This window comes from Agrobacterium sp. 5Ca50 (assembly GCF_055381905.1).
The window spans coordinates 2,143,061-2,169,144 of the sequence record NZ_AP026438.1; the positions used below are offsets into that span (position 1 = coordinate 2,143,061).

At 55.0% G+C, this 26,084-nt stretch carries 21 protein-coding genes and 1 other RNA gene; 8 read left to right on the forward strand and 14 right to left on the reverse strand.

Annotated elements, in window-relative coordinates:
- Position 1 precedes the first annotated feature (1 nt).
- The 8 genes from rsmH to ACZ5FM_RS10595 form a co-directional block, all read right to left on the reverse strand.
- Complete coding sequence (gene rsmH / locus ACZ5FM_RS10560; protein ID WP_192488505.1) at positions 2–1,027, reverse strand: 16S rRNA (cytosine(1402)-N(4))-methyltransferase RsmH; 1,026 nt, start codon at positions 1,025–1,027, stop codon at positions 2–4.
- 14 nt (positions 1,028–1,041) lie between these two features.
- Positions 1,042–1,482, reverse strand: a complete 441-nt coding sequence (gene mraZ / locus ACZ5FM_RS10565) for a division/cell wall cluster transcriptional repressor MraZ (RefSeq protein WP_192488504.1) — start codon at positions 1,480–1,482, stop codon at positions 1,042–1,044.
- 405 nt (positions 1,483–1,887) lie between these two features.
- An RNA gene (rnpB, locus tag ACZ5FM_RS10570) (RNase P RNA component class A) lies at positions 1,888–2,284 on the reverse strand.
- 93 nt (positions 2,285–2,377) lie between these two features.
- Positions 2,378–3,574: an FAD-dependent oxidoreductase gene (locus ACZ5FM_RS10575; RefSeq protein ID WP_464038639.1), complete on the reverse strand. Its 1,197-nt coding sequence runs from the start codon at positions 3,572–3,574 to the stop codon at positions 2,378–2,380.
- 81 nt (positions 3,575–3,655) lie between these two features.
- A complete protein-coding gene (locus tag ACZ5FM_RS10580; protein WP_464038640.1) occupies positions 3,656–4,843 on the reverse strand; it encodes an NAD(P)/FAD-dependent oxidoreductase in 1,188 nt (395 codons plus the stop codon).
- 135 nt (positions 4,844–4,978) lie between these two features.
- Entirely contained in the window at positions 4,979–5,518 is a 540-nt protein-coding gene (locus ACZ5FM_RS10585; RefSeq protein ID WP_464038641.1) for a lytic transglycosylase domain-containing protein, read from the reverse strand.
- A 248-nt stretch (positions 5,519–5,766) separates the two neighbouring features.
- Positions 5,767–6,534 (reverse strand): N-acetylmuramoyl-L-alanine amidase, encoded by a 768-nt coding sequence (locus ACZ5FM_RS10590; RefSeq protein WP_464038642.1) that lies wholly within the window; start codon positions 6,532–6,534, stop codon positions 5,767–5,769.
- Complete coding sequence (locus ACZ5FM_RS10595) at positions 6,531–7,271, reverse strand: J domain-containing protein (RefSeq protein WP_192488871.1); 741 nt, start codon at positions 7,269–7,271, stop codon at positions 6,531–6,533. Before ACZ5FM_RS10595 ends, ACZ5FM_RS10590 begins: the two co-directional genes overlap by 4 nt.
- Before the next feature lie 341 nt (positions 7,272–7,612).
- Between ACZ5FM_RS10595 and ACZ5FM_RS10600 the strand changes: the two genes are divergently transcribed.
- The 7 genes from ACZ5FM_RS10600 to ACZ5FM_RS10630 all read left to right on the forward strand — a co-directional run bounded on the left by ACZ5FM_RS10600 (position 7,613) and on the right by ACZ5FM_RS10630 (position 15,281).
- Positions 7,613–8,824, forward strand: a complete 1,212-nt coding sequence (locus ACZ5FM_RS10600; protein ID WP_192488499.1) for a pyrophosphate--fructose-6-phosphate 1-phosphotransferase — start codon at positions 7,613–7,615, stop codon at positions 8,822–8,824.
- A 281-nt stretch (positions 8,825–9,105) separates the two neighbouring features.
- A complete protein-coding gene (locus ACZ5FM_RS10605) occupies positions 9,106–9,741 on the forward strand; it encodes a LysE family translocator (protein ID WP_250981887.1) in 636 nt (211 codons plus the stop codon).
- Between the two features lie 113 nt (positions 9,742–9,854).
- Positions 9,855–10,904 carry a transglycosylase SLT domain-containing protein gene (locus ACZ5FM_RS10610; protein WP_464038643.1) on the forward strand — a complete coding sequence of 350 codons (1,050 nt, stop codon included), beginning with the start codon at positions 9,855–9,857 and terminating at the stop codon, positions 10,902–10,904.
- Between the two features lie 77 nt (positions 10,905–10,981).
- Positions 10,982–12,232, forward strand: coding sequence for a BtaA family protein (locus ACZ5FM_RS10615; RefSeq protein ID WP_464038644.1), 1,251 nt, complete (start codon positions 10,982–10,984; stop codon positions 12,230–12,232).
- Positions 12,229–12,912, forward strand: a complete 684-nt coding sequence (locus ACZ5FM_RS10620; protein ID WP_464038645.1) for a class I SAM-dependent methyltransferase — start codon at positions 12,229–12,231, stop codon at positions 12,910–12,912. The genes ACZ5FM_RS10615 and ACZ5FM_RS10620 overlap by 4 nt, the downstream gene beginning before the upstream one ends.
- 217 nt (positions 12,913–13,129) lie before the next feature.
- Positions 13,130–13,915 (forward strand): glycoside hydrolase family 25 protein, encoded by a 786-nt coding sequence (locus ACZ5FM_RS10625; RefSeq protein ID WP_464038646.1) that lies wholly within the window; start codon positions 13,130–13,132, stop codon positions 13,913–13,915.
- Between the two features lie 145 nt (positions 13,916–14,060).
- The gene (locus ACZ5FM_RS10630; RefSeq protein ID WP_250982386.1) at positions 14,061–15,281 is read left to right on the forward strand and encodes a lytic murein transglycosylase; all 1,221 of its coding nucleotides are present in this window, start codon (positions 14,061–14,063) and stop codon (positions 15,279–15,281) included.
- Positions 15,282–15,781: 500 nt separating this feature from the next.
- Here ACZ5FM_RS10630 and metF read toward each other — a convergent pair whose 3' ends face one another.
- The 6 genes from metF to ACZ5FM_RS10660 form a co-directional block, all read right to left on the reverse strand.
- Positions 15,782–16,675: a methylenetetrahydrofolate reductase [NAD(P)H] gene (metF, locus tag ACZ5FM_RS10635; RefSeq protein WP_192488494.1), complete on the reverse strand. Its 894-nt coding sequence runs from the start codon at positions 16,673–16,675 to the stop codon at positions 15,782–15,784.
- Between the two features lie 2 nt (positions 16,676–16,677).
- On the reverse strand, positions 16,678–17,691 hold the full coding sequence (locus ACZ5FM_RS10640; RefSeq protein WP_192488493.1) for an ArsR/SmtB family transcription factor: 1,014 nt from the start codon (positions 17,689–17,691) through the stop codon (positions 16,678–16,680).
- A 168-nt stretch (positions 17,692–17,859) separates the two neighbouring features.
- Complete coding sequence (catB, locus tag ACZ5FM_RS10645; RefSeq protein ID WP_464038647.1) at positions 17,860–18,495, reverse strand: type B chloramphenicol O-acetyltransferase; 636 nt, start codon at positions 18,493–18,495, stop codon at positions 17,860–17,862.
- A gap of 324 nt (positions 18,496–18,819) precedes the next feature.
- A complete protein-coding gene (locus tag ACZ5FM_RS10650) occupies positions 18,820–21,117 on the reverse strand; it encodes a methyl-accepting chemotaxis protein (RefSeq protein ID WP_464038648.1) in 2,298 nt (765 codons plus the stop codon).
- Positions 21,118–21,373: 256 nt separating this feature from the next.
- Positions 21,374–23,023, reverse strand: coding sequence for an energy-dependent translational throttle protein EttA (ettA, locus tag ACZ5FM_RS10655; RefSeq protein WP_192488491.1), 1,650 nt, complete (start codon positions 23,021–23,023; stop codon positions 21,374–21,376).
- A 129-nt stretch (positions 23,024–23,152) separates the two neighbouring features.
- Complete coding sequence (locus tag ACZ5FM_RS10660) at positions 23,153–24,961, reverse strand: hypothetical protein (protein WP_464038649.1); 1,809 nt, start codon at positions 24,959–24,961, stop codon at positions 23,153–23,155.
- 107 nt (positions 24,962–25,068) lie between these two features.
- Between ACZ5FM_RS10660 and ACZ5FM_RS10665 the strand changes: the two genes are divergently transcribed.
- The gene (locus ACZ5FM_RS10665) at positions 25,069–25,992 is read left to right on the forward strand and encodes an alpha/beta hydrolase (protein ID WP_312945365.1); all 924 of its coding nucleotides are present in this window, start codon (positions 25,069–25,071) and stop codon (positions 25,990–25,992) included.
- Positions 25,993–26,084: the final 92 nt, after the last annotated feature.

Genomic DNA, 26,084 nt, shown 5'->3' on the forward strand with positions numbered 1-26,084 from the left:
GTCAGCCTCCCAGTTTTTCGAGGCTGGCCAGATCGGGCAACTCGAATATCGAGACATCCGCCTTTGGCGCCTTGGCTGTGGTGCGCACACCGGCTCGCAGCTTTGCGGAACGGGCACGTGGGTTCAATGCGGCTTCTTCTTCGGTGGCTGCAACCATCGGCTTGCCCAGCGCATCAAATATTGGAGACTTCTCTTCAACCATCGGCATGTGACGGGAGCCGGAGGCACGACCGGAACGATCGGCAAAGAACTTCTTGACGATACGGTCTTCCAGCGAATGGAACGTCACCACCACCAGTCGGCCGCCAGGCTTCAACGCCCGTTCGGCAGCAAACAGCGCCGAGGCAAGCTCACCCAGCTCATCATTGACGAATACACGCAGCGCCTGAAACACCCGAGTGGCAGGATGGATCTTGTCCTTGGCCTTGCGCGGGGTAACGATTTCAATCAGCCCGGCCAGATCGCGCGTTGTGCGGAAAGGTTCTTCGGCACGCTTCTTCTCGATGGCGCGCGCAATGCGACCCGCCTGCTTTTCCTCTCCGAGAAAACCGAAGATACGCGCCAGATCACCCGGCTTGCAGCGATTGACCACGTCAGCAGCTGATACGCCTGACGATGACATACGCATGTCGAGTGGGCCGTTTTTCTGGAACGAGAAACCACGATCTGCTTCGTCGATCTGCATGGAGGACACGCCGATATCCAGAACCACGCCATCAAGACCGCCTTCTGGCGCATGGTGAGCAAGGTCGGAAAACCGCGACTGGATAAGAGTGAGGCGTCCGCCATTGGCAGCAACCTTTGCCTGACCGGCAGCAATGGCATTCGGATCGCGATCAAGTGCGATCACCTCTGCGCCTTGGTCGATAATCGCTTGGGTGTAGCCGCCTGCCCCGAATGTACCATCGAGAATAATCTTGCCGGGTTGCGGATCGAGAGCGACCAGCACTTCCTTCAACAAAACAGGAATATGACGAACGGTTTCGCCACCGGCATCATCAATGCCTTCGTCGGAATTCACTGTCATCTTGTTTCCCCGTATCAAACCGGACGCGTTACCGCAAAACTGCGCCCGGATCTTGCGGCCACCTGCGCTTCCTGAAAAGCATCCGGTTGCCAAAGCTGAAAATGGTCTGCTCGACCGACGAATGTGACCTCGGAGGAAATCCCGGTAAATTCCCGGATGAAATCCGTCACCATAAGCCGCCCTTCGGAATCGAGCTTCATAAAAACGCCGCCGCCGTGAACCAGTAACGACATCATGTTGGCCTCCGGCGAAAAAGCATCCATCGCCGAGATTTGCCGCTCGTAACGATCCAGCAAATCCGGCCCACCGACACTGATCGCCGGAAACGCGAAATCCTGCAGACAATACAATTCTTGAACACCGCGCACGGCCAGAACGGAACGAAATGCCGAGGGAACGGAGACCCGTCCCTTTGTATCGATCTTGTTCGTGACGTTCGACAGAAAGCGGTTCATTGCCCGTCCCGTTTAAAACACCACCCGAAAGACGGACCAACCGCCCCGCAGGCCACACCGATACACACGACAACACGCCAGCCGTTAGAACAGCATGTTCCACAGCAGCCCCAAGGAGGCCTTCCGAAGATTTCAGCGATTGTGGGCCAGAAACACGACCCTTTGCGATGTGCATTTGGGATACCATGGGACACTATGGGCGTCAATGGGAGAAGCCAGCACAATACCGTCTTCCGCATCGTATATTCATAGACCGTTAAGTTTAATGAATGGTTTATGCCACTTGCGAAAGCGCAACCGAAACGGCGCGCAGAACCGCGTGATAAAACACGATTTATTCATATATTTCAGAGCAATAACAGGAAAAGCGGAATCAAATCCGCAAAGACCCTCATCAGGAGGAAAATCGCCAGTTGGCCTATAAGCCGGGTTTTGTATGGCCCCGGTTTGACCCGGAACGTGGCAGCCATTCATCTGGGACGATGTTTGCACACCGCCTCTCGCAACCCACCCGGATGACTGGCCCGAAAACCGGCTGTAGGCGCTTGCGCGCCCCGCGTCATCCCTATTCGGTCTTGCTCCCGGTGGGGTTTACCTTGCCGCTTCTGTTACCAGTCGCGCGGTGGGCTCTTACCCCACCCTTTCACCCTTACCACGCATGCGTGGCGGTTTGCTCTCTGTGGCACTTTCCCTGGGGTCGCCCCCGCCGGACGTTATCCGGCACCGTGTTTCCGTGGAGCCCGGACTTTCCTCACCTTACCGTCTTTCGACATTGGTAAAGCGCGGCTGCCCGGCCAACTGGCATCGGCTCCTTAAACGGCTTTCAGTAGGAAAGCCACAGTGAAAAACAGGAAAGACGGTAAAACCGGCAATCACTTGAGATCGCCGGTTAGCATCACATCGTTGCAAAGGCGGGTTTAAAGTCCGTGACATAGGTAGCATCATCAATCTGCCCCTCACGTACCAAGGTTGCACCCAGCCGCCCGATCTCGTCCGAGCTCTTGGCGGCCGTTCCACATCCACCCGTCAGCACGGCAATACGGGGGGACGACGTAAAGCCGATTGCCGGATACCCACCCGGCGTTTTCGACACCACGCAGGCACCTGTTGAAACACGTGACAAATCAACCGATGGCACAAGGGTCGCAACAATTGCCGTCAGATGATCCTGCGCAACTTGTCGGCCGCCAGCGCGGAACCACTCGCGCATGTCGGCATCACCGGAAACCAGCTTATCGTCAGGGTCACCGCCTATTTTGAGGTAAACCTTGCCGTCTGGATAACGCACCGGCGGTAACATATAGATGTGCTTTGACGGATCGCTCGGCTCATAAATCAGCGATGGCATGCTGGAATAAGCATCCAGTTCGTCTTCGGGAATTTCAAAAAACGTCACCGTTCTTTTGTAGACATTGAGCTTCACAGGCTGCGGCAGCAGACCTTCCATGATCGAGAACCCACCGGCCGCCACCAGCACATTATCAGCGCGGTATTCATTGCCTTCGGCCGTTGTCACCACCGCAACGCCGCCTTCGTCACGAACAGACACAGCCACTTCGCGCAAAACGGTAGCCCCCGCCTTTTCCGCCAGAGTGCTTTGCGCCTTCACCAGCGCGCGAGGATTGACGTATCCGGCATTTTTGGCCTCAAACACCCCCTCGCAACCCGCTTCAAAGGCGAAATAGGAAAAATCCTTTGCCAGAGCATCATTGCTCAACAGCTGCGTTTCGACATTCAGTTTGGCAGCGGCATTGCAGATATTCTGGATAAATGGATTGCTGCCGCCACGCTTCGGCCCAACGACGAGGCATCCAACAGGGGCGTAAAATTCAACACCGCTTTCCCGTGCAATGTCACCGTAACGGGCGATGGAGCGATTTGCCATCAACGCCCAATCGGCATCGGGATCAATGGTACGGGTTATGCGCGCTTCATCATAGTGACTGGCAAACACGCCCTGATGGGTCTTGGCGTCCTGAGGTTCATCGGGACCAATCACCGCAACGCCGTCGGTCTGCCGTGCCAGATATTTGGCAGCGGCGGCCCCCATCATGCCGCGACCAATGACGATATGCTTGAAATGTGCTGACATGCTGTTCCCTTATTATTTTGAGTATGCGTCCCGCTTTTTGGATTCAGGATCAATACGTTCTAGCGATCCGCTGAATCAAAGTCAGACGAAAACCGGCGCCATTGCTGCGGCCAATTCACGCTCCTGCAGCGCTCCGTCAAATAACAGCTGCGCACCGAGCCTGCCAATTTCATCTGAGGATTTTGCCGCAACAAAATTGCCACCCGTCAGCACCGCGATATTGGGTGCATCCGTGTAACCGATATAGGGATATCCGGTTTTGGTAATAGATGCGACGCAGGAGCCGGATGTGACCGGCGCACCAGCAAGATTAGGCATCAACGAAAGCGCACGTTTGGTCAGATAGTCGACCTCTGCAAGATTTCCGTCCGACTGAAACCAGGAGACTGCATCACTGAGCGAACCAAGCGCGCTCTTTTCCCCCTCGCCGCCAATCTTCAGATAGACATTGCCATCCGGGTACCGCACCGGCGGCAGGATATAGACGATATCGTCGTCATGATCGGCCAGCACGATGGTGGACGGCATGTTCTTGAACAGCGCCTGCTTTGCCTCATCAAGTTCAAAGAACACGATGGTTCGACCAGTCGCCGCCATGTCGACCGGGCGCGGCAAGATATCGGACATATTGGTAAAGCCACCGGCCGCCACCAAAACCTTTTCTGCCGTATAGCTGTTGCCATCGGCCGTTTCGACCAGCACATGCGAAGACATGTCATTGACGCGGATTGCCGTGTCCCGCAGCACGGAAACACCCTGCTTTTGCGCGACGGTCACCTGCGCCTTCACCAAGGCGCGCGGGTTCACATAACCGGCATTCTGCGCTTCGAAATATCCGTTATCAGCTGGCGGCAGCGCAAACATAGGAAAACGCGCTGGCATGGCGGCCGGCCTGACCGTCTCAATATCAAGATCAAGCCTGGAAGCCGTGGCAAAGGCACGACGCACATAATCGGTATCGGAGATTGGTTCTTCGCCCGAGAACAGGCAGCCGACTTCACTGTAGAAGGAAATACCGCTGGCCACTTCGATTTCGGAATACCGGGCAAGAGATCGGACCGCGAGCGTTCCCCAAATCGGGTCGCCATCGAAACCGCGCGTGATACGGGCTTCATCATAATGGCTGGCAAACACACCGGAATGGTTTTTACGATCTGCTGGTTCTTCAGGACCAATCAGCGCAACGCCATCGGTCACTTGAGAAAGGTGGCGGGCTGCGGCTGCGCCCATCATGCCCGCACCTATGATTATGTATTTAAAGTCCGTCACTGCATTCTGCTCCATATTCCGGAAACAGAGCTACCATGACCGGCAGTCCGCCTGTCAACACATGATATGTACGCGACAGGTGAACTCAAACGGCAAGAACACAACCGTTTGATTGACACGAACATGAAAGGACAATCAGCCTTCCAGAAGTGCCTGCACCTTACCACAGTAACGCTTGGAAACCGGGTTCATGCGCTTTGCGCCATGGCCTGCATTGTAACGCAGAATGGTACCGCAGGTCTGGCCGCCGCCAAGCTGATGTGCCCGGGCGAGATATTCCATACCCCAGCGGATATTGGTCTCAGGGTCGTAAAGGCCCTTTGCCGTACCGCGATAACCAAGCATACGCGCTGTTGCCGGCTTGATCTGCATCAGTCCAACTTCACCGGCACTGCCGCGGGCCTTTGGATTGAACTTGCTCTCGACGCTGACAACAGCATGAGCAAGTCCAACAGGCACACCATATTTCTTGGCGTATTTGACAATGATCGGGGAGTAAGAATTGGTAAGAGCCGAAGGAACTGCCTTTTCCGGCATTGGATAACCGGGCTTACGGATCATGGTTTCAAGTGTAACGGTTTTGGTTTTAACCTGCTCATCACGGGCAAACGCAGATCCACCCTGTGCAACGAGCATGGCAAGACATGCTGCACCGGCAACAACAACTCTTTTCATATTTAGAAAAAATCTCCAGACGTAAGACCGGAATGGCGCCACGGCGCAACAGTTCACCTTGCGGAGTCCATCACGGATACTCCGGCTAAAAATGTCTTACTTGTTGATATTCACGACAGTTGCTTAAATGAGCGTCCCACCGCAGTTCAATGGTGACGTTTAAACAGCCTATTAAGGATATACTGTGGCAACTCGGAAAAACTGATCTTCAAAGCCGCCAATTCAGGAACAAAACAACTGAAAACAACTTAAACAGAGCGGTATTTTGGAAGTTCTGTTAAAAGCCTGTGCAGCGTGTCGATTGTCGAGAAATCGGCGATACCATCCACCCGCAGCGGACGGAAATGGCGCTGGAATGCAGCAACGACACCTTCTGTTTTTTCACAGAAAGACCCTGTAATTTCAACATTGTATCCGTAGAAGGACAGCATGGACTGCAGGGCCTCGACCGGTTGGCCAGCATCGCCGCGCTGGAAAAAGCGTCCGCCAGTTACCGCACCCGGCTCCACCCAGTGCCCGACCCCGTTTTCATGCAGGACCTTCCAGGGGAAGTTTTCGCCTGGGTCAACCTTGCGAACCGGTGCGATATCAGAGTGCGCCAGCACCCTTTCAGGCGCGATAGACCAGCGCTCGCCACAATCTCTGCACAATTCGACAACCGCTTTGATCTGTTCGGCAGGAAATGCGGGCAAGCCGCCGGTGTGGCCAGGATTGGCAATTTCAATGCCGATGGAGCGTGAATTGATATCCGTAGCACCAGCCCAGAAACTTTTGCCAGCATGCCATGCACGGCGCGCCTCTGGCACAAGCTGCACCACACGCCCGTCTTCGTGAACAAAGTAGTGGCTGGAGACTTCGCTTTCCGGATTGCACAGCCATGACAGAGCACCATCTGCGCTCGGCATACCAGTATAATGAAGAATGATCATATCAGGCGGACAGTTATCTACCCGCTCGCCATGGTTAGGCGAAGGTGCGACGGACGCACCCATGTAATCCGGTGTAAAAGCAGTCATGCAGCGCGGCGTTCTTTCTCAATCGCCGCATAAGCGGCATTGAGTGCAGCCATACGTTCATTGGCAGCGGCATGCAACTCCATCGGCACGCCACGAGCAATCAAACGGTCCGGATGATGTTCTGCCACCAGACTGCGGTAACGCTTGCGGATCTCAGTAAATGCGTCAGAGCGCGAAACACCAAGCACCCTGTAAGGGTCACGACCATCAAGATGGACGTGGCGGGCCATGATCGTTTCGAAATGGTCTTCGGTAATGTGGAAGATTTCCGCAATACGGCCAAGGAATGCCAGTTCGCGCTCATGGATCAGACCATCCGCCTTGGCGATATGGAAAAGACCGTCGATGACGCTTTCCAGCATCTGGCAATTGTCCTGTCCCGAACCGCAAAGGCCGGCCAGACGCTCGGCATAGGCTTCATAACCGGCCACGTCCTGACGGGCGAGATTATAAAGACGCGCGACGTTTTGCGCTTCTTCTTCCGGAAAATCGAAAATCTGCCTGAAGGCCTTCACCTCGGCATCGTTGACGACACCATCAGCCTTGGCCATCTTGGCAGAGAGCGCGATGATCGCCACAGAGAATGATACTTTACGACGGGTTTCCGGGTCGCCCTCGAACAGCGTGCGGATGGCTTCCACCACGCGACCGAGCGTATTTCCCGCCACGTCGCCGATTGCGCCGAGCAGCCGTTCCCACAGAGATGAAAGTTGCAGACAGGCGAAATCTATAATCATAATCCAGATTCACCAGATAATGCCCGAAAAATCAAGGTGTACGGTACCCTGCCAGTATTAAGTTTTATTCATCTTTGGTCGCGATGAACCTGATGATCGAAACTGGCACACACGCACAACCTGCCACGGGACGCAGCACGGACAAGGTTATCCACAGCCCGCCAAATGGCGCCATATCACCGTCATCAATTGAAACGATTATATTTGCCCTTGGCCGCAATCGCCTCCAAAAACCCGGCGAAACACCCGTTTTTCTTGATAAATTCACTTTACAGCCGCGGCCTGCTGTCGCATCCATTTGCCCACAGACCAGATTTTCATGACCTAAAAGGAGTGCCGTTATGGCCAAACAGAAAGTCGCAATGCTGACCGCCGGTGGACTTGCTCCCTGCCTCTCTTCCGCTGTTGGCGGCCTGATTGGCAGATACACGGACATCGCCCCGGAGCTCGACATCGTGGCCTACCGTTCCGGTTATCAGGGCGTTCTTCTGGGTGACCGTATCGAAATCAACAAGGACATGCGCGAAAAGGCGCACCTGCTGCATCGTTATGGCGGCTCGCCAATCGGCAACAGCCGCGTCAAGCTGACCAATGCTGCCGACTGTGTGAAGCGCGGCCTCGTCAAGGAAGGCGAAAACCCGTTGCGCGTTGCGGCTGAGCGTCTGGCCAATGACGGCGTCACCATCCTCCACACCATTGGTGGAGATGACACCAACACCACCGCTGCCGATCTCGCAGCCTATCTTGGCGCCAATGGTTACAACCTCACTGTGGTTGGCCTTCCAAAGACGGTCGACAATGACGTCGTTCCAATCAAGCAGTCGCTTGGCGCATGGACAGCCGCCGAAGTCGGCGCAAACTTCTTTGACAATGTCAGCAATGAACAGAGTGCCGCACCTCGCACATTGGTAATCCATGAAGTCATGGGCCGCCACTGCGGTTGGCTGACGGCAGCAACCGCCCGTTCGTATATTCAGAAAACCAGCGCTAATGAATATGTCGACGGCTTCATGATGAATGCCGCGATGAAGAACATCGACGGCCTTTTCCTGCCGGAAATGGCGTTTGACCTGGAAGCAGAATCTGAGCGTCTGCGCGCCATCATGGACAAATCAGGTTATGTCACGCTGTTCGTGTCGGAAGGTGCTGGCCTCGATACCATCGTTGCCGAGCGCGAAGCGGCTGGCGAAAGCGTCAAGCGCGACGCCTTTGGGCACGTCAAGATCGACACCATCAATGTCGGCGGCTGGTTCCAGAAGCAGTTTGCATCGCTGATCGGCGCGGAACGCTCGATGGTTCAGAAGTCTGGTTATTATGCCCGCTCGGCCCCGGCCAATCAGGATGACCTGCGCCTGATCCAGAGCATGGTCGATCTTGCTGTCGAAAGCGCGCTCAACAAGGTGTCCGGTGTCACCGGCCATGACGAGGAACAGGGTGGCAAGCTGCGCACCATAGAATTCCCACGCATCAAGGGTGGAAAGCACTTCGATATCTCGGCAAAATGGTTCACCGACGTGATGGATCACATCGGCCAGAAGGCTGTGTCAGCATGACGCATAAGGGCGTCCTGCAACCTGCAGGTGCCCTAACCATTTGAATTTATGCATCGGCTTGTCAGGAAATTTCTTTTTGATTGACGACCCGATGCTTTTTCAGGGTAAATTCCCTTGCAAGACGTCAGGAGCATGGCATCATGCTTCTGATCTTGCTAAATTAAAGCATGGCACACAAAACTGTGTAGCGGTTTTGAGATAAGAACATGCGATAAGAAAGACTTAAGGCGCGCCCGGCCTATCTGCTGATCCGTTGCGCTTTGAGAGGAAAGGGAGCCGAAATGATGAACGCCGAGCTATGGATCACATTTGCCGCAGCTTGCGCCATTTTGTTTTCACTTCCCTCGCCGCTTTCACACCGGGTGGCATCCTATCGTGCCATCAGAGGCAAAAAAACCATTTTCCCGGCCATTACAGGCGCATCGATTGGCATTGTAACCGCCATGACGGCCGCCGCGGTGCCAACGCTCGGCTTTGCCTATCTCTCCGCATCCCTGCTGGAAATCGTGCAATGGGCCGGCATCGGCTGGCTGTTGCTGTTCATGCTGTGGGTGTTTGCCAGCCCGGCTGTGCGGCTTGCCAAGGCCGACAATGACAACCTTCCTTTCAAGACAGCCAGCGGTGTTTTCACCGACTGTTATTGCCTTGCGCTGACACCACGTTTCATCGCTGTCTTTCTGGCCTTGTTGCCGCAGTTCGTGACAGCAGGTGCAGACAACATTACCTTGCTGGCAGAAATGCAGGCGCTGGCCCTTCTGATGTCGCTTGTTCTGGCCCTCGGACACGCTGTTTTTGCCGAAAAGAGCCTGTCACTTGCGCGGCAGATGAGCAACCAAAAACGCAAGCCTTATCAACGCCGTAGCTACTTCATCAGCGGTCGCGCCGTAACAGCAGGATACCGCCGCATTGCCGCCTGACGTTGCAGGCCTGCTTGCCGCCCGGTTCACAATAGGTTAATGGACGTCACATGTAGTGGCCTGCTTCGTTCGCGACGAGGGCGTCGAAAGACAGGCAAAACGAGAGCGGCAACATGACAAAACGCCTGAGTGCAAGCCGGAGAACGGCGCTCCTGATATCGACCACTTTTGGTATCGCAGCCACTTTGGCAGGTTGCACCAGCGTAGAAATTGCTTCCAAGCCTCAGCTTGAAACCACCCAGCCGACCTTGCAGGCGCAGGCAACGACAGCGCCTGCTGCAGATGGCACGGCACCGGCCGCCGCAACTGTAGTTGCAGGCACGGAAGTTGCTGCACAGGCCGCAGCAGCACCCGCGACAGCAAGCGTCGCCGTTGATGCTGCCGGCAAACTCGTTCTTCCACCAGCCGCAGAAATTGCCGCAGCAGCCGCCCAAGCGTCGACCGATGGCCAGGCAGAAGCACAAATGGTGGCGCAGGCAACCACTCCGGCAGCACAGCAGGCAACAACCGCGCAGGCCACACCTGCTGCAGCCGCAAACACCGTCGCCACAGCAGGCAACACGGCCACTTTCACACAGGTTGCCGCCGTAAAGGGTTCGTTCCCAAGCAAACAATCCGAATCTGCAGCCATGCGCATTTCCATGGCCATGCAGCCGTTTGACGATGGCAAGGCCGCCCAGGCCGCCATTTCCGCGCAGACAGCTGTTCCCTCTCAAAAACCGCAGGGCGTGATGATGGCGTATGCCTCCGCCCCGCAGAACTCGGCCATCGCTGCCATCAACACCCGCGAAGGCATGGAAACTTCTCCTGTCGGACGCGAAAAGCTCAGCACGCTGATTTCCAAATACTCGCAGATGTATGATGTGCCGGAAGATCTGGTGCACCGTGTCGTACAACGCGAAAGCCGTTACGTTCCATCTGCCTTCAACCGTGGACATTACGGCCTCATGCAGATCAAACACGCCACCGCCCGTTCCATGGGCTTTGATGGCCCTGCGTCCGGTCTGTTCGATGCAGAAACCAACCTGAAATACGCAGTTAAATATCTGCGCGGCGCATGGCTGGTGGCTGACAACGACCGTGACAATGCCGTACGTCTTTACGCGCGTGGTTACTACTACGATGCCAAGCGTAAGGGCATGTTGCACGTCCTGCGCAAATAGGCGCTATCCACAGCACGTCATCAAACTGTAGCGTATCAGAGATAAACGCCTCTAACCCAATGTAGAGGTGGAATCATATGACGAGCGCCACACACAAAACCAGCTTTCGTAACAATGGAAAGCTGAAGAATGCCCTCCTCCAGCACAAGACACTTTCCACGGATGGCTTTTCCGAGCGTCTGTTCGGCGTGCTGTTTTCCGGTCTGGTTTATCCGCAAATATGGGAAGATCCGGAAGTCGACATGGAAGCCATGGAATTGCGGAACGGGCACCGCATTGTCACCATCGGTTCCGGTGGCTGCAATGTACTGGCATATCTCTCGCGTAATCCTGAAAGCATTGATGTCGTCGATCTCAATCCGCATCACATCGCCCTCAACAAGCTCAAGCTGACCGCTTTCCATCACCTGCCCGGCCACGGAGATGTTGTTCGCCAGTTCGGCCAGTCCAACATCCGCAGCAACAGTGAAGGCTATGACCGCTTCATCGCCCCTCACCTCGACCACCAGACCCGCGCCTATTGGTCCAAGCGCACGATGACCGGCCGTCGGCGTATTTCGGTGTTCAATCGCAATATCTACCGCACCGGCCTGCTCGGCCGCTTTATCGGCGCAGGTCACGTCATTGCCCGCCTGCACGGCGTCAAATTGACCGAGATGACCCACGCCCGCACCATGGATGAGCAGCGCCGCTTCTTTGATGAGAAGGTAGCACCGCTGTTTGACAAGCCAATGATCCGCTGGCTCACCAAACGCAAAAGCTCGCTGTTTGGCCTTGGCATTCCGCCACGTCAGTATGACGAACTGGCAAGCCTCTCGGATGGCAACACCATCACCCCGGTTCTGCGTGCCCGCCTTGAAAAGCTGGCTTGCGACTTCCCCTTGAAGGATAATTACTTCGCCTGGCAGGCATTTGCTCGCCGGTATCCAGAGCCGCATGAAGGCGATCTGCCAGCCTACCTGAAGCCGGAATATTACGAAGCCATTCGTAACAACGCGCTCAAGGTTTCGGTACACCACGCAACCTTCACGGAGCTTTTGGCTGGAAAACAGGCCGCCAGCCTCGACCGCTACGTACTCCTGGATGCGCAGGACTGGATGAACGACACACAGCTCAACGATCTGTGGAGCCAGATGACCCGCACCGCTGCCCAGGGCGCACGCGTCATCTTCCGTACCGCTGCGGAAAAAAGCGTCATCGAAGGCCGCCTGTCGCCGGAAGTCCGCAACAATTGGGTCTATTTGGAAGAACGGTCGCACGAACTGAACCGCAAGGATCGTTCGGCAATTTACGGCGGCTTCCACATCTACGAAAAGACCTCGGTATGAGTGGTCAAAGCAAAGGGTTTCAGTCCCTTGATAGCAATGACCACGCCGGCCTGATGGATGATATGTACCGCTACCAGCGGTACATTTACGACCTGACCCGCAAATATTATCTGCTGGGACGCGATGGCACCATTGCTGGCCTGAATATCCCAGCCGACGGCACCATGCTGGAAGTCGGTTGCGGCACAGGTCGCAATCTGCTGCTGACCGGCAAGACATTTCCTGCCGCCCGTTTGTTCGGTCTGGATATTTCTGCACAAATGCTTGAAACAGCTGCCGCAAACTTCAGATCTGAATCGATAAAACCGGTTTTTAAAGTGGCCGATGCCACGGCCTTTGACGCTGCCGATTTCGGACAGGACGGCGGTTTCGACCGGATCATGATTTCCTATGCGCTGTCGATGATCCCCGACTGGCACGGCGCAATCGATGCGTCATTGTCTGCACTGGCACCGGCAGGCAGCCTGCATATCGTCGATTTCGGACAGCAGGAAAAACTGCCCTCGCTGTTCAGGCGCCTTTTGCGGGGGTGGCTTACCCGCTTCCATGTCACGCCGAGAGCTGATCTGCGAGATGTTCTCAAGCAGCGCCTTGCACAGCATAACGCGACCTTGCGCTTTGAAACCATTGGCGGTGGTTACGCCTGGCGGGCGGTGATTACCAAAGTCCAGCAGGGATAAACGGCACAAACGCCCCCTCACATCCAGCATCATCCTCGGTAAAAAAACGGGGATGATGACATCTTGCTGCAAAGCCTTGCTTAAATACCAAGCAAAACAGTGTTTTGCCCCTTGTCATAACCGGTTGTTTACCACGATATGCTGAATTAAGAATATCCGAACTGCTTCGAAACCGAGGTGGTGTGGGGGTAATATTCCTTTTTTAGACGAGACAGACATGGGGCGACGGCTTTTACCGGTGGTTCTTTCCACATTGATGCTGGTCAGTGGCTGCACTTCCGCCAGCTATGACCTGCTGGAAACGGCATCCGTTGCCAAACCACGCTTTCAGGACACCGATCCGCAGGACTTTGGCGTCAACAATCCGCACCGCCATGATATCCATGGCATCGATGTGTCCAAGTGGAACGGCGATGTCGATTGGCAGCAAGTGCGCAAGTCAGGCGTCTCCTTCGTCTTTATCAAGGCCACCGAAGGTTCCGACCGCATCGACCCGAAATTCAATGACCACTGGCGCCTCGCCGCGAAAGCGGACATTCTGCATGCACCCTACCATTTCTACTATTTCTGCTCGACGGCGGATGCGCAGGCCGACTGGTTCATCCAGAACGTGCCGAAGGAAGCCGTAACCCTGCCGCCGGTTCTTGATGTCGAGTGGAACCCGTCTTCCCCGACCTGCAAGACGCGCCCTGCCCCGATGGTCGTGCGCGCCGAGATGCAGCGTTTCCTCGACCGTCTCGAGAAACACTACGGCAAACGTCCGATCATCTACACCTCGGTGGACTTCCATCGTGACAATCTGGTTGGCCAGTTCAAGGACTACCATTTCTGGGTTCGCTCGGTGGCTGCTCATCCAGCCAAGATCTATGAGGATCGCCGCTGGGCGTTCTGGCAATATACCGCAACCGGCGTTGTGCCCGGCGTGACCGGACCGACGGATATCAACGTGTTCTCGGGCAGCGAAAAGAACTGGAAAAGCTGGGTTACAACCGCTAGCAAGTAATGCTGAAAGGCCTTTGTTAACGAAGCAGCCATCAAACCGGGTGTTCAGCCCGGTTTTGGGGTGTTTTTATACCAGGCCTCATGCTTTCGTCACAAAGCTTGTCGAAAGCAGGAAAACTTCATTACCAAGGAACCACACGATGTTCATGCCATCCGTCCGCAGCGCGGTTCTCGTCGCTGCCACCTGCCTTCTGACTTCCGGTACTGTTTTTGCGCAGGCGCAGACAACAACACAGGCACCCGCACAGGCCGCAGCTTGCGGCGGTGATCTTTCAGCCTTCCTGCAGGGTGTAAAAACAGACGCATTGGCAAAGGGCATCCCGGCTGACGCCATCGACAAGGCTCTGGCAGGCGCGGAGATTGACCAGAAGGTTCTGTCGAGAGACCGCGCCCAGGGCGTTTTCAAACAGACCTTCCTTGAGTTCTCGCAGCGCACCGTCAGCCAGGCTCGCCTTGATATTGGCCGCAAGAAGATCCAGCAGCTGTCCAGCACCTTCCAGCGCGCCGAGCAGGAATTTGGTGTTCCAGCTGGCGTCATCGCTGCCTTCTGGGCCATGGAAACCGATTTTGGTGCCGTTCAAGGTGATTTCAACACCCGCAACGCACTTGTGACCCTGTCGCATGACTGCCGCCGTCCGGAACTGTTCCGTCCGCAGCTGCTTGCCCTAATTGAGATGGTGCAGCATGGCGATCTCGACCCTGCCACCAACACCGGTGCATGGGCTGGCGAAATCGGCCAGGTCCAGATGCTACCTAAGGACATTATCGCCTTTGGTGTCGATGGTGACGGCGACAACCACATCAACGTCAAGACCAGCGCTGCCGACGCCATCCTGACTGCCGCGAAGTTCATCCAGAGCCTTGGCTTCCGCAAGGGCCAGCCATGGATTCAGGAAGTCAGTGTTCCAGAAAACCTGCCTTGGGAGAAATCCGGTCTCGGTGGTCCGTTGACGGCTGGCGAGTGGTTTGCGCTCGGCGTGACCCCGCGTGATGGCAACAAGAATTTCGCAAACCTGCCGGCCGCACTGGTGCTGCCACAGGGTCGCAAAGGCCCAACCTTCATCACCTACCCCAACTTCAATGTCTATCTGGAGTGGAACCAGTCCTTCATCTACACGACGTCTGCGGCCTATTTCGCCACACGTCTGATGGGCGCACCTGTTTACAACAAGGGTAACCCCGATCAGGGCCTGGATGACGCGGCGATGCGCGAGCTGCAAACCAAGCTCGATAACATGACCCATGACGTTGGCAAGATCGACGGCATTCTCGGTTCAGGGACCCGTGTTGCCGTCCAGCGCGAGCAGAAGCGTCTTGGTATGGCAGCTGATGGTTGGCCTACCCGCGAGCTTCTCGACGCGCTTTAAGGCGAAACTGCCACATTTGGCACCGATTGAACCAAGCGGCCCCTGTTCGAATCTGGGGCCGCGTTTACCATCCCGCTTAAGGATTATGTCCTAATCTCGACAAAACGACTGGGGATAAGCGGCCTGGATTTACTTTTTCTCAATAAAACAATTAATTTCTAATATTGAAATATTATTTGATTTTCAATGGATTGAGGAAATTCATTCCTAAAAACCGAACAAATGCACTGCGCTGCGGCATAAAATACGCTTTTCAAGCGACACAAAACGGTCATATTATCCTCCAGTCAACAGAAGGAGGCAGACCATGGGACTCACGAACTCTCTTAATGCCTTGGTAGTCGGTATGGCGTTTGTGTTCGTCGGAGCAATGCTTTTTATCTGACGAGGACTTCAAGGCTCGATCAAGCATCCAAAACAGTTGATGACTTAAAAAAATTTAAAAGCGCAGATTCGGGAGGATCTGCGCTTTTTCCGTATTTGTAAGAACTTAAGTCGGTTCAGGCTGCCGAGCGTCTTTCACGCGACAGGCCAAGATTTTCCAAAACAGCATTGACCAGTGGCGCACGGTTCATGGTGTAAAGGTGAAATTCGCTGAAGCCGCGTCGCTGCAAATCCTCGATCTGCTCAGCGGCCACGTCGGCGGCCACCTTGGCACGGTCTGTCGGGTTGTCATCCAGACCTTCAAAGCGAGTATCCAGGAATGAAGGTACGCTTGTGCCGCAACGGCCAGCAAAACGCTTAAGCTGCGTCAGGTTCTGGATCGGCATGATGCCCGGCACTACGGGAATGGTGATGCCAGCAGCCGTTACACGCTCCATGTAACGCTCATAGACGTCGTTATCGAAAAAGAACTGCGTTAGGGCACGCGTTGCGCCATTGTCGAACTTGCGCTTCAGCATGTCGATGTCAGCCGCTTCGTCGGTGCTCTCAGGGTGTTTTTCCGGATAGGCGGACACAGAGATTTCGAAATCGCTGATCTCGCGCAGCCCCTTCACCAGTTCCGATGCATTGGCATAACCGTCCGGGTGCGGCTTATATGCCGTGCCGATACCGGTTGACGGATCACCACGCAGCGCCACGAAATGGCGTACACCGGCAGCACGAAATTCGTCCACAACCTTATGCACGTCCTCCCGGCTGGCATCAACGCAGGTCAGATGCGCTGCCGTATGCAGCTTGGCATCGCCAATCATCCGTCGCACAGCCTCAAGCGTCGGTGCCTTGGTCGTGCCACCAGCGCCATAGGTCACCGACACGAAGTCCGGGTTCCAGCGCGAAAGCTCGGCCACGGTTTCCCACAATTGTTTGTCCATTTCCGGCGATTTCGGCGGAAAGAACTCAAAGGACAGATGAATATGGCCATTGGCGCGATTTTGTTCTGTCGTGGCCATTGTCATGCCCTCCCCGAGGCAACAAACGGAGTGGATGCTGCTGCCTCGTTTGCAATCAGCAAACGTTGGTCCTTTGCAATCCAGATTGTAACATCCAGTGACTGGCTGCCGGCTTTGCCGGAGCGCAGATCAACCGCCTTAAGAAGCTCGAGTTCAGACTTCTTCAGCCAGTCCTCAAGCGTTTGGTGAGAAAATCCGAGCCGCACATGGGCATGGTCTTCCCGCAGATAATCAAATGAATGCGGTGCCAGATCGATGATGACCAGACGGCCACCGGGACGCAACAAACGCGCAGCTTCGGCAATGGCCCGGTCAGGCTCATCCAGGAAATGCAAAACCTGATGGATAACGATCAGATCGAAATCCTGACCTTCAAGCGGCAGGTTGAAAATATCGCCGTGCCGGACGGACGCATTGCTAATGCCCGACTTGTCGAGATTGGACCGCGCCACGGCAAGCATGTCACGGCTGGCATCCACGCCAATCGCACGGCGGTAGACACCGCTGAGCAACTGCAGGATACGGCCGGTGCCCGTGCCAAGATCCAGCATCGAGTCGATCGGCGTCGTACCAATCAGGCCAAGAAGTTGCTCTTCGATCAATTCGTCGCTGACATGCAGCTTGCGCAATTCGTCCCAGGCGGCCGCGTTGCGGCTGAAATAATCCTGCGCGCGCTCGGAGCGGACCCGTTTCACATCAGCCAGGCGTTCGCTGTCACGCAGTAAAACGGCATCATCCTTGGCAGTTGCGTCCAGCAACTGACGAACCAGCGAAGCGGCGTTTCCATCCTGTTTCAGACGGAAATAAGCCCATGCACCTTCCTGATAACGGTCGATTAGATCTTCTTCCGTCAAAAGCTTCAGATGTCGGGACACACGTGGTTGGGATTGACCGAGAATTTCGGTAAGATCGGTGACAGTCAGATCGCCAGCCGACAACAAAGCCAGCAGACGCAACCGCGTCGGCTCACCTGCCGCCTTCAACAAATCCACAAGATTGTTCAATTCAAACTGCACAACACGCCTCGCCAAGCCCCAATCAAGACATAAAGATATCTTTATGTGATTTGATAAGCGGTTGCAAGCGATAATCCCAAAACTGTTAACGCATTTTGTCAGGTCACGACAGGTCCCAGGGCGGCCGTTTGCGCGACGCTCCGGCCGCCCTGAGGTGAGCAATAAAGGTCAAACGACGTTGATTCCCGCCTGCCAATGCTCATAAAGCGTTTCGATGTCGCCACTGGTCAGCAGCGGCATCACCTGATGCAATTGTTCATCGGGCCAGTTCCACCACTGCATTTCCAGCAACATAGCAATCAGACGCTCATCGAAACGCAGACGAATGTTACGGGCTGGATTACCGCCGACGATTGCGTAAGGCTCGACATCACGGGTTACCAGCGCGCGTGTACCGATCACCGCACCATCCCCGACTTTGACACCCGGCATGATAACGGCCTCGGAACCGATCCACACATCATTGCCGATGACGGTATTACCGGCCGGTTTGTAACCGTTCTGCGCGCCTACGAATGCCGGCACCTCCGACATCCAGTAGAATGGAAAGGTGCTGATCCAGTCGTTTCTGTGACCCTGATTACCAGCCATGATAAAGGAAGCACCTGATCCAATCGAGCAGAAGCTACCAATGATCAGCCTGTCGGCACCTTCATCCGGCAGAAGATACCGGGCACAATCATCGAAACTGTGACCGTGATAATAACCGGAATAATAGCTGTAGCGACCAACAACGACGTTGGGGTTGGTTATCTGCTTGTCGAGCGTAATGCCCCTGAAAGGGCTTTCAAAATAGTTCTGCATTGAAGTTCTCTCTGCATGTGTTTCGCCGCGGCGCACTTGCAGGCACACGGCATCCTTGCGAAAGACCAGAGGTCTTGTCGCCACAGCCCCTCACGTCAGATGCGCGGGAGCACTATGCAGATGGTACACGGTGCAGATTTCATAGGATGCTTTTAGCCTGTTTCCCGTCTGGAGGAAACCCGGCGTGCGGCACTCAAGACCAAGGCCGTAACTAAACGATAAAACAGAGTGCAATTTGATCGCGGCCGCAAAAGGCTTCCCCTTATGCGGCCGCTTGTATCGAAGTCAGGCTGAAGGTCAGCCCTCTGCCATTGGCCTATGAGATCAGAACTCGGTCCAATCCTCGGCAACGGCCGCATTGCCATGCGCAACCGCAGCAGAACGGCGAGCCGGCGCCTGTCTAGGAGCCGTCGACACAGGTGCTGCCACACGACGCATGACATCCGCCGCCGCCTGCAACTGCCCAACCTGCTGGCCAAGCTGGAACTGCGACAGCAGGGAGTTGAGATTGACGCTTTCTTGCGCAAGCGCCGCACCGGCCGCATTCATCTCCTCTACCATCGCCGCATTCTGCTGCGTCGACTGATCCATGTGATTGACGGCCGTATTGACCTGCGCCAGTCCAGCGGACTGTTCATGTGCTGCGGTCGCAATGGCTTCCATATGGATATTGATCGACTGAACCAGACCGGCAATTTCAGCCAGACCTGTACCGGTATCGTTGACGAGGCGCACACCTTCGCTAACGGCAATTTCAGAATTGCCGATCAGTGATTTGATTTCCTTGGCAGCATTGGCAGAACGCTGCGCCAGTTCACGCACCTCCTGTGCAACGACAGCAAAGCCTTTGCCTGCCTCACCCGCACGTGCGGCCTCGACACCGGCATTCAGGGCCAACAGATTGGTCTGGAAGGCGATCTCGTCGATAACACCGATGATCTGGCTGATCTGCTTGGAGGAGTTTTCAATCTTCTCCATGGCAGAAACGGCGTTGCGCACGACATTGCCGGAGTTATCGGCACGATCACGGGCGTTACGCACCACATCACGCGCCTCGCCTGCCCGTCTGGATGTTGAAGTCACATTGGCGGTGATCTGTTCCAGCGCTGCAGCGGTTTCCTCAAGTGACGCGGCCTGCTGCTCGGTACGACGTGAGAGATCATCAGACGCAGACGAAACCTCCTTCGATCCACCAGTCACCGTGGATACGGAATGACCAACACTTGCAAGCGTCTCACGCAACTGACGAACCGAACTGTTGAAGTCCTGCCGCAATGCTTCAAACTGCGAGGACAGTGGTTCGTGCAACTCGCACAGCAGATCACCAGCGGCCAGACGTTTCATGCTGCTGGCAAAGGTGCTTGTGGCCTCAACCAGCCGCGCCTCTGCTTCTGCCTCCGCAACCCGTTGCATGTCCAGCCGCTCGCGCGCTGCACGGCCCCTTGCCTCTTCCTCTGCCGCTTCCAGTTCACGATTACGAATAGCGGACTGGCGGAACACCTCAACGGCCTGTTCCATGTCGCCTATTTCGTCCTTGCGGCCGGTCGCCACATCATTGTTGTCGATATCGCCATGCGCCAAGCGCCCCATAATCTGAACCATGCGTGCAATGGGCCGCACAACCGTCATCGCCATCAGGCCGGAAAACACCACCATGATGAGGCCGCCGATAAGGCAAAGCACGGCAATCACAACAAGATTGCTGAAAGCACCATCGGCATGCGCCTGCGCCAATGCCGCGATGCGCTGCAAATCCTCATTTTCGATCTGTTTGAGCGTTTCAATACGTTTGGTGGAAACAGTGAACCATTTGCCGCTGTCGAGATTGCCCAGCTCGGCATTTTCGCCATTGGCAAGAATAAGCGTGCGGATCGCGACAACGTCTTGGGAAACGTCGGCAATCATCGCCTGATATTTGCTGCGCTGGTTTTCATCCAGAACTGACAGCGAAGAATTGAGAAGCGCGGCCTGACCGCCAGCCATGGCTGCAAACTCTGCGAAGCGGCTTGGGTCCACTCGTTTTGCTGTAATAAAGCCATTGCCAATTGCACGTTCCTGACCGGCAATTTCCTTGGCCTGCATTAGTTGCACATAGCCAGACATCTGCTGGGCAATGCCGGCGTCTTGCGCAGTAGCGGCGATATTGCCGGAAAGACCGACAATCTTGCCAACGACGCCCGTGTAGAAACTGAACGATTGCGCACCGGTCGTTGACAGGCTGTCGACGGATCTACGTAGAACTGCAATTTCGCCAATACCGCTGCTGATTGATTGCTTGGGACCGGCCAGATCAAAATCAACCGCTTTCGCCAGTTCCTGCGACACCGTCTGGAACTCTCCGACCGCTGCATCGGTCTGCGAACGGGCGCTAGCAAGCTGGGACGCATTCTGATTGCCCTTTGAACCGATAAAACCCGCTGTCAGGCCACGCTCCACCTGCAGGGCATGCACCATGTCACTCAGCTTTTTCAACTGTTCACTGGCGACCGTAATCTGCTGCATGTCATTATAGATAACCAAGCGATCTGATATCTGGGCATAGGCAAGATAACCGGCAGCAAGCATGGGCAAGGTGACTGCGGTCCACAGCCGCTTGCTGATTGAAATATCGACCAATCTCATGAGACACTCCTGAAGCATGGCCTCATGCCATCTAAAATTGTGCCGATCATGCACTAGAAAAATCTACGGAAACCACCTTAAGAAAAACTGAAAGTAAAAGTCAAAACAATGGCTTAAAATGACGATCATCAAGGTGCACACATATGTCGCAGGCACTAAATTTTTAGAAATCGGCAAGATTTTCCGCACAAAATAAAAGCCTCTGCACACATAGCGTGCAGAGGCTTCATGAAATTGTCCGTTATTTGGACAGGTCTTAGCGGGTCAGGCGCTTGTAGGCCTGGCTGCCCGGATTGAGGGCGTCAGGACCAAGGCGACGAACCTTGTCTTCCTCGTAGTCTTCGAAGTTACCTTCGAACCATTCGACATGGCCATCACCCTCGAAAGCGAGGATGTGTGTCGCCAGACGGTCAAGGAACATGCGATCGTGGCTGATGATGATGGCGCAGCCTGCGAAGGCTTCCAGCGCGCTTTCCAGCGCACCGAGTGTTTCCGTATCAAGGTCGTTGGTCGGTTCGTCGAGCAGCAGCACGTTGCCGCCAGCCTTCAGCATCTTTGCAAGGTGCACGCGGTTACGCTGACCACCCGAGAGATTGCCAACCTTCTGCTGCTGATCACCGCCCTTGAAGTTGAACGCGCCGCAATAGGCTCTGGAGTTCATGTCGAACTTGCCAAGCTTGATCACTTCCGCACCGCCGGAAATTTCTTCCCAAACGGTCTTGTTGCCATCCAGCGCATCGCGGCTCTGGTCAACATAACCAAGGTGAACCGTTTCACCGACGCGGATCGAACCAGCGTCCGGCTTTTCCTGGCCGGTGATCATCTTGAACAGCGTCGACTTACCGGCACCGTTCGGGCCGATGATACCAACGATACCACCCGGTGGCAGCTTGATCGACAGGTCGTTGATCAGCGTGCGGCCTTCAAAGCCCTTGTTGATGCCTTCCAGCTCGATAACGACCTGGCCAAGACGCTCGGAGACAGGAATGATGATCTGCGCGTCGCCTGGACGAATGTTTTCAGCGGCATCCACCAGCTGTTCGTAAGCCTTGATACGGGCCTTCGACTTGGCCTGACGGGCTTTCGGGCTGGATGCAATCCATTCCTGTTCGCGCGACAGTGCCTTCTGGCGGCCGGCTTCTTCGCGGGATTCCTGCTGCATGCGCTTTGCTTTGGCCTGCAGGTAGGCAGAGTAGTTGCCTTCGTAAGGAATGCCACGGCCACGGTCGAGTTCGAGAATCCAACCGGTAACGTTGTCCAGGAAGTAACGATCGTGGGTGATCATCATCACGGCGCCCGGATAGTCACGCAGGTGCTTTTCGAGCCATGCAATGGTTTCGGCGTCAAGATGGTTGGTCGGTTCGTCGAGCAGCAGCAGGTCAGGCTGCGACAGCAACAGACGGCACAGCGCGATACGACGGCGCTCACCACCCGACAGCGTTTCAACATTGGCGTCCTTTGGCGGGCAGCGCAGTGCTTCCATCGCCATTTCGACCTGCTGTTCCAGATCCCACAGGTTCTGGCTGTCGATGATGTCCTGAAGCTTGGCACCCTCATCCGCAGTTTCGTCGGAATAATTCATCATCAATTCGTTGTAACGATCGATAACGGCCTTCTTGTCGGCAACGCCTTCCATGACGTTTTCAAAAGCGGTCTTGGCAGGATCAAGCTTTGGTTCCTGCTCGAGGTAACCAACGGTCGCGCCTTCGGCGAGCCAGGCTTCACCGGTAAATTCCTTGTCCTGACCGGCAATGATGCGCAGCACAGTAGATTTACCGGCACCGTTTGGACCGAGAATACCAATCTTGGCATCCGGGTAGAACGACAGGTTAACGTTTTCGAGGATCTTCTTCGCCCCGTAGGACTTGTTAAGACCAGACATATGATAAATGAACTGACGTGCCATTAAAGGAATGCTCCGCGCCATAAAATGAGGTTTGCCGCTATGTAGGCGAAATGACCGTGTGGGGCAATGTCGAAACGGGAATTATCCTACGTCGCAAATGCAAACGGCATACAACGCCCCGTCAAAATCCTATCGTAAGCGGCTGTGATCGATGCGGAAAACCTGCAAGTCGGACGCGTTGTCTGTGATAATTCTTTCCAGCCCTGGCCAGTCTTGGCCTGTTGCCAGCACCGTGTAAAGCACAGCGTCCTTGTCGCTCAACTCAAATCCCAGGCGGCATACAACAACATAGTCAAAAGGTGCAAGCGCCTGTTTTCTGGCTTCAACGTCATTGGAGAGAAATGCCGTAAAGACCCGACGCATACCGGGTGCTGTGCGATGAAACGGCGCCGATGCAATCGAAAAACCATCCGGCATGGTTGCTGCGAGTGACATCGCCAATCCTTGCGGCGAGATGATACGGCCCGGCGAAAGCGTTGCCAAGACTGACATATCCTGCCCTTGGCACTGGTCATATTGCATTAAATCAGTGGGGTGAAAGGCAAATTCGCCTTTGGAGAACATCAGAAGCGATCCTGCAAAAACAAGCACGCTTGCAGCAGAACTAAACACCGCTGGCAGGATCGAGGCGCCGTCTGCTCTCGCCTGCCGCCACCAGTGCACGGAGAAGAAAAGGAAAAACGGCATAAATAACAGCGCGAATTTCAAATAACGAGCCATCAACAACGCCAGAATAAGCGCACACGCCATGACCGCGTAGAGGATCAGATATTTGGTATTCTGCTGAAAGCCTTTCCTGATGACAGGAATAAGTGCAAAAAACACAAGTCCGGTTACCGCGCCAAGAAGAGGCACGACACCACTCGTATCGACACTATAAAGCTGCAGGAAGTTCTTCTCCTGCAAAAGGCGATCAAACCAAAGCGCGTGCTCCAGCGGCCCCAACATCCCATATGGACCTTGCAGGCATTGCGGAAACAAACAGGCCGTAACAGCAACGATAATCAGCAGCGGGACAATGAAAGCCGCCGCCTTGATAGACTGCTGCGCAGCACGCGGCGTAAAATAGAGGCTGCCACATATACTCAGCGGCACCAAAATCATCGGCAATATATAAGGTGCCGAAAACGCATCGCACTGAACCGACCGTATCGAGGCAGGTCCAAGAAACGCAAATGCACAAACAATGGTGGCAATAAACATTGCCATACAGGCGCCAAGCAGCACCCGCCTGCTCTCTTTATTACCGACAAGATAGGAAAGTATAAGACCCGCCCAGACGACCACGACAAGCGGCAAGACTTCAAGGCCTGTTACCAGAGATATGGCGGCGCCGGAACCGATCAGCACACCACCATTGAAGCTCCACAGCATTAACCCGCAAGCAAGCATCATCATTGCCAGGATCTGCACATTATGATGATCGATGCGACCTGGCGAAAATTCCTGCACTACGCTTGCCAGAAAGCACACCATGCAAACAATCAGAATGATCTGCATGCGCGTAGAAAATGTTTCGAGCGGCACCATCCGCGTCAAAAGCAACGCCGCCAGAAAACTGAAGGGCACAAGCAGAAGAAGTGGAACGATAAAGAGCGCAATATTCAAGGCCACTTCAGGTGCGAAAAGCATTTCCGCAATTGCAGTTACAATGACATAGGGCAAGTCAACCAGCCGCGACCACGGCGAGAAATACGGTTCCGGCATGGCGATGAACGGCAACTGAAAATCAAACCATTGCCCTTTGGGCGACAGCAAATGACGGATTTGCAGTTCTCGCATCCGGTCGTCAACATCACTCCCCTGAGCAACACCTTCGGTCATGCTCAGGAAGATCACGATCATGGCGACGGTATAAATCAGCAAGGATACGTGGAAGATGGGTAATTGACCGTTTTTCTGTAACGGTTTCATTGTATTGGCTGAAATGGATATCATAACCAAACCCTGCAAGATCAACCTCACATCCGTAAAGGATGAAGCATTGATTTTGCAATACCTAAAGTTGCAAAAGCACTAGGATGCTCTGAACGAAAGGGCAAACCATGTTCTCACAGATCAACCGCCTTGAGAGTCCGTCTGGCGCCTCTGTTGCCTATCGCCACATGCCCGCCGAAAACGAGGCGCGCGGCGTGCTGATGATCTGCCACGGCCTTGTTGAACATGCCGGTCGTTACGCCCGCTTTGCCGATGTAATGGCAAAACAGGGTTTTGAAGTTTACGCCCATGACCACCGAGGCCACGGGCGGACAAAAGCCGATGACGCGCCGCTTGGCCGTTTTGCGTGGAAAGATGGCGTCGACAAGGCGATCAAGGATGTGATGGCTGTGCGCAATCTGGTTGGCGAGCGTCATCCCGGCCTGCCGGTTGTCCTGTTTGGACATTCAATGGGTGGACTTGTCGCACTGAACACCGCCGTCAGCCATCCGCAATCCTTTGCTGCCCTGTCCATATGGAACTCCAACTTTAACCCCGGTCTTTCGGGCCGTGCCGCTCAGGTGGTGCTGCGCATCGAGAAATGGCTGAAGGGTTCGGATGTGCCGAGCGGTATTCTGCCCAAGGCAACGTTTCGGACATGGAATGCCCGTATGCCGGAAAAGCGCACCACCGCCGACTGGCTGAGCCACGACAAGGCTGCTGTCGACGCCTATGTCGAAGATCCGCTCTGCAGTTTCGAGGCAAGTGTCTCTCTCTGGCAGGACGTATTTGAAATGTCCTATCGTGGCCCAAAACTGATCAGCCGATTACCAAAAGACATGCCGATCCTGCTGGTCAGCGGAGACGAGGATGCCGCCACCAATGACGGCAAGGAAATTGTCTGGCTTGCAGACCAGTTCCGAAATGCCGGCTTCACTGACATCAAGGACATTATTTACAAGGGCATGCGCCACGAAACATTGAATGAAAAAGGCTGGGAAGTGCCCGCAGCCGATTTCGCGGCATGGTGCACAAAGGTCGTCGGGGACTGACCGCTCCTGTGCCGAAACGGAATATCATCATGAGATAATATCGAATGCGTTCCCTCAAAAAGGGTGTTCTATAGTCAGAACACCGTTGCGCA